We start from the raw sequence: 11,579 nt of genomic DNA, 5'->3' as shown, positions 1-11,579 counted from the left end.
AACAATTTGCAATTTAAAAAACATCGAATAGTCTTTTTGGGTGCGCTTTAAATAGCGTGGTTCTTCTTGTTTTTCCATAAGGATACTTTTTGTGTATCACTATTTCAGGACGGGACACATTTTTATCAAAAAAACCCTGCAACGTAATATGTTGCAGGGTTTTTATTTGATAAAAAACGAGATAAATCGCGTCTCTATAAAAAGAAAAAACGACCATTTAAAAAAATGATCAGGGTTAAAAAAAATTCATAAAAAAACCGTTCACCAAAGGCGAACGGTTTTCTTTATACAATGCAAAGACGCGATGAATCGCGTCTCTACAGGAAATTATTATTTTACTTCTTCGAATTCAACGTCTTCAACATTGTCTCCTTGAGCAGCATCCCCTTGAGGTTGTGCTTCACCTTGACCTTGTTCACCTTGAGCATACATCGCTTCAGTTGCTTTTTTCCAAGCAGCGTTGATGTTGTCAAGAGCAGTTTGAATTGCAGGAATGTCTTGAGATTGGTGTGCCATTCTCAATTCAGTTAATGCATATTCTACAGCAACTTTGTTTTCATCAGATAATTTAGAACCTAATTCTTTCAATTGAGTTTCAGTTTGGAAGATCATTCCATCAGCTTCGTTCAATTTTTCAGCTCTTTCTCTTGCAATTTTATCAGCATCAGCATTAGCTTCTGCATCTTTTTTCATTCTTTCGATTTCTTCAGCAGTTAAACCAGAAGAAGCTTCGATACGAATATCATGAGATTTACCAGTTCCTTTGTCAGTTGCTGAAACTTTGATGATACCATTAGCATCAATATCAAAAGTAACTTCAATTTGTGGAACACCTCTTGGTGCTGGTGGAATACCATCTAAATGGAAACGACCGATCGTTTTGTTATCCGCAGCCATTGCTCTAGCTCCTTGTAAAACGTGGATTTCAACTGTTGGTTGAGAATCTGCCGCTGTAGAGAAAACTTGAGATTTTTTAGTTGGAATAGTTGTATTAGACTCGATAAGAGTTGTCATAACACCACCCATAGTTTCGATACCTAAAGATAAAGGTGTAACGTCAAGTAACAATACATCTTTTACATCTCCAGAAAGAACTCCACCTTGAATCGCTGCTCCAATAGCAACAACCTCATCAGGGTTAACTCCTTTAGACGCTTTTTTACCAAAGAATTTCTCCACTTCGTCAGCAATTCTTGGCATACGAGTAGAACCTCCTACAAGAATAACTTCGTCAATATCAGAAACAGATAAACCTGCATCTTTCAACGCTTTAGCAACTGGTGCCATAGAACGTTTTACTAAAGCGTCAGTTAATTTTTCAAATTGAGCTCTAGTTAATTTTTTAACTAAGTGTTTTGGTCCTGAAGCTGTAGCAGTTACGTAAGGTAAGTTGATTTCAGTTTCAGTAGAAGAAGACAATTCAATTTTTGCTTTCTCAGCAGCTTCTTTCAAACGTTGCAAAGACATTGGATCTAAACGTAAATCAATACCTTCTTCAGCTAAAAATTCAGCAGCTAACCAGTCAATAATTTCGTGGTCAAAATCATCCCCACCTAAGTGAGTATCTCCGTTTGTAGATAATACTTCAAAAACTCCATCTCCTAATTCAAGAACAGAAATATCAAATGTACCTCCACCTAAATCATAAACAGCAATTTTTTGATCTTTACCTTTTTTATCAAGACCGTATGCCAAAGCTGCAGCAGTAGGTTCGTTGATAATACGCATAACTTTAAGACCTGCAATTTCACCAGCTTCTTTCGTAGCTTGACGTTGTGCATCATTAAAGTAAGCAGGAACAGTAATAACTGCTTCAGTAACTGTTTGACCTAAATAGTCTTCAGCAGTTTTTTTCATTTTTTGAAGTGTCATTGCTGACAATTCTTGTGCAGAGTATAAACGACCATCAATATCAACACGTGGTGTATTGTTGTCCCCTTTTACTACTGAATAAGAAACTCTTTTTGCTTCAGCTGAAACTTCTGAAAAAGAATGACCCATAAAACGTTTGATAGAAGCAATAGTCTTAGTTGGATTAGTTACCGCTTGTCTCTTAGCAGGATCTCCTACTTTAATTTCTCCACCTTCTACAAATGCAATGATAGATGGCGTTGTTCTTTTTCCTTCAGCATTAGGGATAACTACTGCTTCATTACCTTCCATTACAGAAACACAAGAGTTTGTTGTACCTAAATCAATTCCGATTATTTTACCCATTTTTAATATATTTAATTTTATTATATACTCATTTTAATAGCTCGAAGTCGATAAGTCAATCTTTGTGCCAATGCAATACACGTCCTTAAATTGTCAGTTTATGTTAAAATTGGCGTAAAAAAATCTGACAAGATGACATTTCAGAGGTTTGTCATTATAACCGAAGTTGTCATTCTTAATCTGACAGTAAGTATAACCGAAACTTGGATTTATTCTGAATTCTTTTTGGGAGCTGTTTCCCGCTATTCATTGCAATCTTTTTATTTTTAAAGAAAAAAATAAAAAGGATTTCCATTGCTATCGTGGCTAGGGAATTTAGGTTTCAATACCTTTTTTTTTGGGATTAGAAATTTTTATTAATACTTTCAAAAAAATCCAATTTAATAAGCTCCTATGATTTAACAAGTAAACATAACGTGTCAAAATCAGCATCAGCCAATTCAAAATTTAAAAATTGACTTTTAATATTGGAACAGCCAATCTAAAGAGGAAAAACAAAAACTTATACATCAAATCGGTAAAAATCTCTTTGGGTAAAAGGGGAAACAGTATTTCAGTGAATTGAACTTTTGTATTAATCCTCTTAAATTATTCTCAAAAAGCAAAAAACACCTATATTTACTACAAAAAAAATCGTATTGCTCGTTATTCGTTAAGTTATAAAACTGGCACACAATTTCAGCCTAAAAATGAGCAACTATTTTTAACCCTTAAATAAATTATTATGTCAGAAAGAATAGCAGGAAATTCAGGAGGAAAAGGAGGCACATCCGGAGGAAAAGGTGGAAAAGGTGGAACAAGAGGCGGAACAGGAGGTGGAAAAAGTGAGATGGCAGGAGGAAGAGTGGGAGGAAAAACTGAAGATAGTTTAAAAGAAAAAGCAAGAGGATTTATAGAAGAAACAATAAAAAAACCAATTGCCCACTGTGTAAGATCAAGAGAAAAAGAAAATGATTGGACCATTATACATGCAATAGTTAATGGCATTGTAAAGCATGATTTTCCCGAAGAAGTAGATTTACGAACAGGTAATGATTGGTGGGAAATAGGTAATCAAGGTTATACAGGTTCTTGTACTGCATGGGCTGCTACAGATTCATTATTGAGATGGCATTTAGTAAGAGCTAAGAAAATAAACGAAACAGAAAGGCTTTCAGTCCAATTTACTTGGATGGCTGCAAAAGAAACTGATAATTTTACAACCTACCCTGAAACTTTTATTGAAAATTCAGGCACACCTCTTAAAGGTGCTTTAAATGTTTTAAAAAAGTATGGTGCTGTTCTAGATAAACACCTTCCATTTGGTGGAAGAATAATTGACCCACAAATGGATGCTGAAACTTTTTATTCGATCGCTTCACTATTTTCTATCAATAGTTATTACAGCATTATTAAGGAATACGATGTCAATTTAAATCATCTTAGAATGTGGTTAGCAAGTATTGGTCCAATAATAGCAATGACTGATACCGACTGGAACTTTAGAAACTATAATAATGGTGGAAAACTGGATTCTTATGATTTAACAACTGTTGTTCCAGATACAGGACACGCAATTGCAATTGTAGGTTATACTAAAAATCATTTTATCATTCGCAACAGTTGGGGAACTGATTGGGGAGATAATGGTTATGCTTATGCATCTAACGAGTATGTTACGGCAGCATTTTGCGAAGGATACGGCATATGGGTTTAAATATATAAGGATACGGCATATGGGTTTAAATATATAAAGTACTATTTCCCATTAATTTTAGAAGTAGGAAGAATTTAAAATATAAAAACATCTCGTCCAGGACGAGACACCCCAGCTATCTCGAACGTCCCACTCGTGACCAAATTCAAACCTTTAATTTTTTTATTTACCCTTTTATAATAAAAAACTATCCCGATTAACATAAATAAATAACAAATGAAGAATTTAGACTTAAAAGAAATCAAAGAAAGAGCGTTAAAAATCAGAAAACAATACCATCAACTGGAAAAAACCCACCACGGCAGTGAATGGACGGTAGAAGAAGATGCTTTGGCTTTTCTTACGGATGCCGGATTAGTAGGACGTTATACGATGTCCCAACAAGGTCGCTGGCCAAAAGGAAATACAAATCCTGAACTACAGCATAAATTGGGTGAATGTATTTGGTGGCTCACAGTACTTGCTGAACGAATGGATATTGACATTAATGAATCCGTAGAATATTTTTTGACAAAAACTGAAAATTTAATGGGAGAATAAAAACTGCACGCAACATCAATCACTAGAACCAATATTTCAATTTCTTAAATGAAAAAGATTTGATTTTTCGGCACGAGCGAGACACTCAGTAAATTAATTATCCGAATTTACTTGAGAAAATACTCTTTTTTTAAAGGAGGAAGGCGTTTCTCCGACCAACGATTTAAAAAGTTTATTAAAATAAGACATGCTTTCAAACCCAACAGCATATACAACTTCTGATACATTATGGTGTTTTAGGAGTAGCGTTTTAGCTTGTGTAATTCGGTATTGATTTACGAATTCAGTGAATGTCATATTCGTCTGCTTTTTAAAATAACGACAAAAAGCAGCGGTACTTAAATGTACATTCGATGCAATAGCATTCACATCAGGCTTTTTGTCGTAGTTCTCATGAATATAATCATATATGGTTCCCATTCTGATTTTGTCATTCATAAAAAGCTTTATTCTTGTATCCTCAGTATTCAATTGATTCACTTCAGATGAGGTAGCCATTATGTTTAATATTTCAAAAAGTTCCAGTAAAGAATTGAAATTATTCTTATGTTGTATTTCTTTTAGTTTGATGACAACTTGTTCTTTTGTTTTGCCATAAAAAGACAAACCTAAATAAGCTTTATCAAAGAGCGCACGAATGTCGGCAAACTCTGCAGTGGACACAATTGTATTTGGGAAAAAATCTTCCTTAAACTGTACTACAATTTGTTTATACTCCGTTTGCAATCCATAATCAAAATTTAAGTGGGGAACATTGGAGCCTATTAATACAAGGTCACTTTCTACAAAACTTGAAATGTTTTTACCAACATGGCGAATTCCTGCAATCGCTTCTACATAGACTAATTCGAATTCCGGATGGTAATGCCAAAAAAAATAATTACGTAAACTAGGGGTGAAAATACGGAATGATTTTCCGGGCTGTATCGTGATTTCTTCTTTCTTTATTTTCATTATAGCTTCATTTTACCCATTATCAAACACAAAATTAAGTAAAATAGTCAATACAGAGCACATATACATCATTTTAGAATTCATCAACTACTGCTATTAACTTGAACTTTGCTATATCAATTTTAAAGAATTAAAAAAATGAAGACAATGACAACCAACAACGGATTAAATAAGGGTCATAAAGAAATCCCCGGAAATCCGTCAGTAGCAACTAGCAGTAAAGTGAAATTAAGCGACCGTAGCAATGGGGAAAAGTTGCGCGTATTGACCGAAGAGGAATGGGCTTTTTGGATTCACAATGGGTATGTAGTCGTAAAAAATGCAGTTCCAAGAGAACAAGCAGAGAAACTGGCTAATTATTTATGGGAATATGAAGATAAAAAACAAAATGATCCTGAAACATGGTACAAACCAACACTTTCCATGAAAATGTCGGAACTGAACAACACCGGAATGGTGGAAATATATAACCATCAGCATTTATGGGACAACCGTCAATTTCCAAAAGTACACCAAGCTTTTGCCGATATTTGGGGAACTGAAAAACTGTGGGTTACTATCGACCGTGCCAACCTTAACTTCCCCATTCGACCGGGGCATGAATACAAAGGTTTTATTCATTGGGATTATGATCCTGAGACGAAACCTCAAAATGTTCAGGGTGTATTGGCATTAGCCGACCAAAATGACGAAAATATGGGTGGTTTTCAATGCATCCCTGAACTGTTCAGAACCTACGATACCTGGAAACTTACACAACCTGAAGACCGAGATCATTTCAAACCTGACACTACTGGTTTTGAATTGGTAAAAGTAAAAATGGATGCAGGAGACCTTTTGATTTTCAACAGCTCACAGCCGCACGGCATCAGACCAAATAATAGCAAAGATAAAGTCCGAATGGCGCAATATATCGCTATGATTCCTGCAGATGAAGATAATGAGGAAATGCTTCAATGGAGAATAGATGCTTGGAAAAACAAACATGTACCTGAAGGATATGCTTTTCCTGGAGACCCTTTGAACCGTGAAAGCAAACAGCCTGTTGCTGAGCTTTCCGATTTAGGGAAAAAACTTCTTGGAATTAAAAAATGGTAACTACAATTGTGGCGGTGAAACCATCGCCACATATTTCTTTAATAAAAAAATGGAAAAATGAAAAAAGCAATAATTTTAGATTTAGATAATACAATATTTTCAACACCATCCATTGGTGACAAACTATTTGCAGACCTTTATTATCTCTTGGAAATCAATCTAAGCGAGTTTGAAGGAGATCTGGAAAACCTAAAAAAAGATATTAACAGAAAACCATTTTCTGTGGTTGCCAAGCAATATAAAATGACCCAATCACTATACAAAGATGCATTACAACTATTGAGTGAGCTTACTTATAATGAAACGATTGAACCATTTCCAGATTACAATGAAGTTACTAAAATCCAGTGCGATAAATTTTTGGTCACTTCCGGTTTTCCCAAATTACAAAACAGTAAGGTGAAACAACTTGGGATAGAAAAAAATTTCAAAGGAATATATATTGTAGATACAGTAATGACCAATGATACTAAGAAAAATGTTTTTAAAAAAATCTTACATTACTACAATTATGATACCTCTGAAGTAGTAGTGATTGGTGATGACCCTGAATCGGAAATCGCTGCTGCCGAAGAACTGGGAATTGACGCAATCCTTTATGACAAATTAAATTTATATGCCAATTACTTTAAAAATCCTAAAATTTCTGATTTCAACCAACTCCAAAACTATTTATAAAAAAAGACTGGTTTTATAAAATTAAGCCTATATCTATAGTTTGACCAGCCACAAACTTTGGTTTAAATAAGTGTGTATTAGTGATAAAATCGAACTTCTTTTAGGATATTCAACTCAGATGAAACTAAAGCGTTACCGTGACAGCGCATTCGATGATAAGAGACAAACAAATTAGACTGGAAGCGTTTATGTTTTATACTCGAAATAAAACACAATCTCAATAAAATGATTTTTTTGAAAAACTATTGCCAGTTGAAAAAATAGATTTACATTTACTGACTGATTAGTCAGTAACACAGCATGTCTTTATTTCAATTTATTTAATTCTCTTATTCGTAATGAGTGTATTATCCTATTTAAAACAAGTAAAATTTGGTAAACTGCCTTCAGGCAAAAGATTGGAAAGAATTAAACAATCTCCGAATTATAAAAACGGTTCTTTTCAAAACCAAAGCATCACGCCTGACCTAACGGAAGGAGCAAGCTATTATACTGTTGGTAAAGAGTTCTTTTTCGGGCAGCATAAAAATGTTACACCAGTGGACGAAATACCATCTACAAAGACAGACCTTTTGAATGTAGACCTAAACGAAAATATTTTGGTTTGGTTCGGACATTCCTCCTACTACATTCAAATTGACGGAAAACGAATTTTAGTCGATCCCGTTTTAAGTGGCGTTGCTTCACCATTTTCATTTTCAACAAAAGCCTTCAAAGGAACCGACCGTTACACAACGGATGACATTCCCGAAATTGATTACCTTTTTATTTCGCATGACCATTGGGATCATTTGGATTACAAAACCATTTTAGAACTAAAACCTAAAATCAAAAAAATAATATGCGGACTTGGTACCGGCGAACACTTTGAATATTGGGGTTTTGACACCACTAAAATCATTGAAAAAGACTGGAACGAGAAAATAGTTTTGGACGAAGACTTTACGGCACATACGGTACCTTCTAGACATTTTTCAGGTCGTGGACTAACTAGAAATAAGGCGCTTTGGACATCGTATGTTTTGCAAACACCAACAATGCAAATTTTTCTTGGTGGTGACAGTGGGTACGATAAACACTTTGCCGAAATCGGAAAAACGTTTGGCGTATTTGATTTGGCTATTTTAGAAAACGGTCAGTATGACAAGAGTTGGAAATACATTCACCTGATGCCAGATGAAATTTTGCAAGCAGCAAAAGACTTAAACGCGAAACGAATTTTTCCCGTCCATTCTTCAAAATTTGCGCTCGGGAATCATCCTTGGTACGAACCTCTGGAATTGATAACCGAAAATAACAAACAAGAAAACCTAAACCTCATCACCCCAATGATTGGCGAACAGGTAAATTTAAAAGATACCACACAGCAATTTTCACAATGGTGGAAAGGTGCAAAATAAGGCCCTAAATTACTCGTGAATAAAGCAACCCGTAGCGGTTTAAGATTAGAAAAAAAACTGAATAATGGACAAGAGAGAAAAATTAATAGCGGCGGCGCTCAAACTTTTTGTTGAGTTTGGCTTTCACGATACACCAACAAGTAAAATTGCAAAGGAAGCTGGCATTGCCAGCGGCACTTTATTTTACTTTTTTCCAACAAAAGACGAATTAGTCAAGGCTTTATATATTGACATTAAAAGCCGTCTGAATGAATACATTTCAGAAATAATTAAAGACGAAAAATCGTTGCAGGGAATTTTGAAAATTTATTATTCTGCAACACTTCATTGGGCACAAAAACACAAGACGGAGTTCCGTTTCATGGAACAATTCAATTCTTCGCCATACTTAAAACAAATAGCAGAAGAAGAGATTCAGAAATATATTAAACCAATTATGGCACTTTTAGAAAAAGGAGTAAAAGACAAAATCATAAAGCCGATGGATGTTGACCTCATTTTTACACTAATCTGCGGACACACTTTCAGCGTCAATCAATATTTAGTTACCCAGGAATTTTCAAAACCCAAACAAGACACCGTTATCAATGAAACTTTTGACCTGCTTTGGGATATGATAACATAAACAAAACCTAATAAATGGATTTAAAACAGCATTATACTGCGCTATACAACGAATCTATTGAAAAGATTGTGACGGATACGTATCAAATCGACAATCAAATCGATTCGCTTTCAGACAATAGATTTGGTATCACTCTATTAATTCGACCTGACAGTCAAACCAAAAAAAACATACAGAGCTTTTTAGATGAACTGAAACAAATAGATCCGGAGCAATATTATTATCCCAGTTCAGATATTCACATCACCGTATTATCAATTATTTCTTGTTATGATGGCTTTGATTTGGCAACAATTTCGATTCCCGATTATGTTGCAATTATCGAAAAAAGTCTTACTGGGATACAGGATATAGCCATTAATTTTCAAGGTATCACTGCTTCCCCATCTGCTATAATGCTACAAGGTTTTACTAATTCTAATTCCCTGGATAATTTGAGAAATAACTTAAGAACAAATTTTACGAATTCTGGATTAGAGGAAAGTATTGACAAACGTTATTCCATTAATACCGCTCACGCAACTGTTGCACGATTTCGAAAAGAAATAAACCATAAAGAAAAGTGGATTGAAACTTTAGAAAAATATCGGAATTTTGATTTCGGAAAATTCAAAGTTGGAAAATACCATTTGGTTTATAATGATTGGTACCAGCGAAAAGAATTTGTCAAAGAATTACACGAATTTAAGTGCAGTTAAAAAAAAGCAGCAAACAAAAGTTTACTGCCAGTTAAATTTTCTGAAAATCAATTAATTTACAGCCTTAGTAGACTTCCCTACCGTCAAATAAATGTGATTATTAGGATACAGGAATTCGATCTTAGTGTTCTGCTTATTTATTCTCATTTCTATTTGTTCCTTTTCATTTTCTAAAGTATAGACGGTATAATTAGGATCGAAAGAAAAAACACCTGACTTAACAATTTTATATTTCAATCTCATTTCAGTAAGAAAGAATACCACATTGCTCTTTTTAGTATCTAAGAACACGAAAGAATATTCGTTTCCCGTTCTATCACATTCTCCTTTTTTGAAAGGTTCCTCGTCTATGCAATACCGCTGAACGTTAAACACCTGTTCTTGAGCATACAAACCGCCAGTTATAAGTAGCATTGAAATTATTTTTTTCATCCTTCTTAGGTTATATTTTATTATCCGGAATTGAATAATTATTATTTATAATACAAAAGATAGGCCACATTAATTTTTTCGTTTCAACAAGCAAATAATTAACAGATTACTTTTGTTTGATTATCATAAAAAAGCCTTAAAAAACAGGGCTCACCGCCATTACATTCCTTTTTTATTAGTATTTTCGATTTTCTAAATCTATATGCTTTCACTAAAATTTAATCCTGAAAGGATTCTAAAATAACATAAAAATGACTTCATTTATAAAAGAATTATCTTTCCGTTGGTCTGATCTTGACCCTAATTTTCATGTACGACATAGCGCTTATTATGATTTTGGAGCGCAACACCGTATCGAAATTTTGGAAAGTCTTGGATTGACGATGAAGGTGATGCAAGCACAAAGTTTTGGTCCTATTCTTTTTAGGGAAGAATGTGTTTTTAGAAAAGAAATAAAAATTTCAGACAAAATTTTCATGCATACTAAAACCTCCAAAATGAAAGCCGATGCTTCGCGCTGGTCTATTGTACATGAGTTTATAAATGAAGACAACAAACTTTGTGCAACCATAACTGTTGATGGCGCTTGGATGGATACCAAACTTCGCAAATTAGCATCTCCTACTCCCGAAATTGCAGTTCAAGCCCTGAGTATTTTCCCTAAAAGTGATGATTTTGTAAGTCTTTAATCTAAGACATTCCTATACTTAAATTATACCGGAAGCCATGACAAAAAACAAGCAAACTGTACAAAAATATATGGAAGCTTTTATGGCTAGTGACCATGAAAAAATTTTATCCTGCTTAACTGAAGATGTTAGTTGGGAAGTACCGGGAATGTTTCGTTTATCTGGGAAAGAAGCATTTGATAAGGAAATAGAAAACGACAATTTTATTGGTAGTCCAACCATACAAATTATTAGAATGACAGAAGAAAATAACATTGTAATCGCAGAAGGTGAGGTCCAATGTAAAATGAAAAATGGCAATTTACTGGACGCCGTATTTTGTGATGTTTTCCATATGCAAAATGAGAAAATAAAACATTTAACATCTTATTTAATGAATAAATGAAACTCAACTTCAACGTTATAACTAATTCATACAATTTCATTTAAATGCGATTTGTTTTGCGGCTAACTTTGTTTTTAAAACCCAATTTCCTCATTTTGGATACAACTATAAGAGATTGGGTTACTTTTAAATTTAGTATCGTACTGACATTTGCATTGTTAATTTAA

At 34.1% G+C, this 11,579-nt stretch carries 12 protein-coding genes; 9 read left to right on the top strand and 3 right to left on the bottom strand.

Translation table 11 applies throughout. From position 1 onward, the window contains the following. Positions 1 to 330: 330 nt before the first annotated feature. Positions 331 to 2,217 carry a molecular chaperone DnaK gene (gene dnaK, locus ACM55K_RS17180; protein WP_416836796.1) on the bottom strand — a complete coding sequence of 629 codons (1,887 nt, stop codon included), beginning with the start codon at positions 2,215 to 2,217 and terminating at the stop codon, positions 331 to 333. Between the two features lie 724 nt (positions 2,218 to 2,941). Between dnaK and ACM55K_RS17175 the strand changes: the two genes are divergently transcribed. Both ACM55K_RS17175 and ACM55K_RS17170 read left to right on the top strand, forming a co-directional pair. After that, the gene (locus ACM55K_RS17175) at positions 2,942 to 3,913 is read left to right on the top strand and encodes a C1 family peptidase (protein ID WP_416851557.1); all 972 of its coding nucleotides are present in this window, start codon (positions 2,942 to 2,944) and stop codon (positions 3,911 to 3,913) included. 216 nt (positions 3,914 to 4,129) lie between these two features. Then, positions 4,130 to 4,453, top strand: coding sequence for a nucleoside triphosphate pyrophosphohydrolase family protein (locus ACM55K_RS17170; protein ID WP_416851556.1), 324 nt, complete (start codon positions 4,130 to 4,132; stop codon positions 4,451 to 4,453). 93 nt (positions 4,454 to 4,546) lie between these two features. Here ACM55K_RS17170 and ACM55K_RS17165 read toward each other — a convergent pair whose 3' ends face one another. Next, entirely contained in the window at positions 4,547 to 5,407 is an 861-nt protein-coding gene (locus tag ACM55K_RS17165) for an AraC family transcriptional regulator (RefSeq protein ID WP_416851555.1), read from the bottom strand. Positions 5,408 to 5,554: 147 nt separating this feature from the next. Between ACM55K_RS17165 and ACM55K_RS17160 the strand changes: the two genes are divergently transcribed. The 5 genes from ACM55K_RS17160 to ACM55K_RS17140 all read left to right on the top strand — a co-directional run bounded on the left by ACM55K_RS17160 (position 5,555) and on the right by ACM55K_RS17140 (position 9,906). Further along, positions 5,555 to 6,505 carry a phytanoyl-CoA dioxygenase family protein gene (locus ACM55K_RS17160; RefSeq protein WP_416851554.1) on the top strand — a complete coding sequence of 317 codons (951 nt, stop codon included), beginning with the start codon at positions 5,555 to 5,557 and terminating at the stop codon, positions 6,503 to 6,505. 57 nt (positions 6,506 to 6,562) lie between these two features. After that, positions 6,563 to 7,183 carry an HAD family hydrolase gene (locus ACM55K_RS17155; RefSeq protein ID WP_416851553.1) on the top strand — a complete coding sequence of 207 codons (621 nt, stop codon included), beginning with the start codon at positions 6,563 to 6,565 and terminating at the stop codon, positions 7,181 to 7,183. Between the two features lie 338 nt (positions 7,184 to 7,521). After that, complete coding sequence (locus tag ACM55K_RS17150; protein ID WP_416851552.1) at positions 7,522 to 8,583, top strand: MBL fold metallo-hydrolase; 1,062 nt, start codon at positions 7,522 to 7,524, stop codon at positions 8,581 to 8,583. Between the two features lie 64 nt (positions 8,584 to 8,647). Then, positions 8,648 to 9,208, top strand: a complete 561-nt coding sequence (locus ACM55K_RS17145) for a TetR/AcrR family transcriptional regulator (protein ID WP_416851550.1) — start codon at positions 8,648 to 8,650, stop codon at positions 9,206 to 9,208. Between the two features lie 14 nt (positions 9,209 to 9,222). Continuing rightward, positions 9,223 to 9,906, top strand: coding sequence for a 2'-5' RNA ligase family protein (locus tag ACM55K_RS17140; RefSeq protein ID WP_416851548.1), 684 nt, complete (start codon positions 9,223 to 9,225; stop codon positions 9,904 to 9,906). A gap of 51 nt (positions 9,907 to 9,957) precedes the next feature. Here ACM55K_RS17140 and ACM55K_RS17135 read toward each other — a convergent pair whose 3' ends face one another. Beyond that, positions 9,958 to 10,338 carry a hypothetical protein gene (locus tag ACM55K_RS17135; protein ID WP_416851546.1) on the bottom strand — a complete coding sequence of 127 codons (381 nt, stop codon included), beginning with the start codon at positions 10,336 to 10,338 and terminating at the stop codon, positions 9,958 to 9,960. A 251-nt stretch (positions 10,339 to 10,589) separates the two neighbouring features. Between ACM55K_RS17135 and ACM55K_RS17130 the strand changes: the two genes are divergently transcribed. Both ACM55K_RS17130 and ACM55K_RS17125 read left to right on the top strand, forming a co-directional pair. Further along, positions 10,590 to 11,027 (top strand): acyl-CoA thioesterase, encoded by a 438-nt coding sequence (locus tag ACM55K_RS17130; protein WP_416851544.1) that lies wholly within the window; start codon positions 10,590 to 10,592, stop codon positions 11,025 to 11,027. Positions 11,028 to 11,064: 37 nt separating this feature from the next. Further along, positions 11,065 to 11,412 carry a nuclear transport factor 2 family protein gene (locus ACM55K_RS17125; RefSeq protein ID WP_416851542.1) on the top strand — a complete coding sequence of 116 codons (348 nt, stop codon included), beginning with the start codon at positions 11,065 to 11,067 and terminating at the stop codon, positions 11,410 to 11,412. Positions 11,413 to 11,579: the final 167 nt, after the last annotated feature.

Source organism: Flavobacterium arabinosi, from assembly GCF_048158725.1.
Lineage (GTDB): Bacteria > Bacteroidota > Bacteroidia > Flavobacteriales > Flavobacteriaceae > Flavobacterium > Flavobacterium arabinosi.
The sequence above is the reverse complement of the archived record's forward strand: the minus strand, read 5'-3'. Positions and strand labels throughout refer to the sequence as shown.

What these genes read in the sequence shown, in the direction of transcription:
- dnaK (WP_416836796.1), bottom strand. Translation starts at nt 2,217, where the DNA reads ATGGGTAAAATAATCGGAATTGATTTAGGTACAACAAACTCTTGTGTT.
- ACM55K_RS17175 (WP_416851557.1), top strand. Translation starts at nt 2,942, where the DNA reads ATGTCAGAAAGAATAGCAGGAAATTCAGGAGGAAAAGGAGGCACATCC.
- ACM55K_RS17170 (WP_416851556.1), top strand. Translation starts at nt 4,130, where the DNA reads ATGAAGAATTTAGACTTAAAAGAAATCAAAGAAAGAGCGTTAAAAATC.
- ACM55K_RS17165 (WP_416851555.1), bottom strand. Translation starts at nt 5,407, where the DNA reads ATGAAAATAAAGAAAGAAGAAATCACGATACAGCCCGGAAAATCATTC.
- ACM55K_RS17160 (WP_416851554.1), top strand. Translation starts at nt 5,555, where the DNA reads ATGACAACCAACAACGGATTAAATAAGGGTCATAAAGAAATCCCCGGA.
- ACM55K_RS17155 (WP_416851553.1), top strand. Translation starts at nt 6,563, where the DNA reads ATGAAAAAAGCAATAATTTTAGATTTAGATAATACAATATTTTCAACA.
- ACM55K_RS17150 (WP_416851552.1), top strand. Translation starts at nt 7,522, where the DNA reads ATGAGTGTATTATCCTATTTAAAACAAGTAAAATTTGGTAAACTGCCT.
- ACM55K_RS17145 (WP_416851550.1), top strand. Translation starts at nt 8,648, where the DNA reads ATGGACAAGAGAGAAAAATTAATAGCGGCGGCGCTCAAACTTTTTGTT.
- ACM55K_RS17140 (WP_416851548.1), top strand. Translation starts at nt 9,223, where the DNA reads ATGGATTTAAAACAGCATTATACTGCGCTATACAACGAATCTATTGAA.
- ACM55K_RS17135 (WP_416851546.1), bottom strand. Translation starts at nt 10,338, where the DNA reads ATGAAAAAAATAATTTCAATGCTACTTATAACTGGCGGTTTGTATGCT.
- ACM55K_RS17130 (WP_416851544.1), top strand. Translation starts at nt 10,590, where the DNA reads ATGACTTCATTTATAAAAGAATTATCTTTCCGTTGGTCTGATCTTGAC.
- ACM55K_RS17125 (WP_416851542.1), top strand. Translation starts at nt 11,065, where the DNA reads ATGACAAAAAACAAGCAAACTGTACAAAAATATATGGAAGCTTTTATG.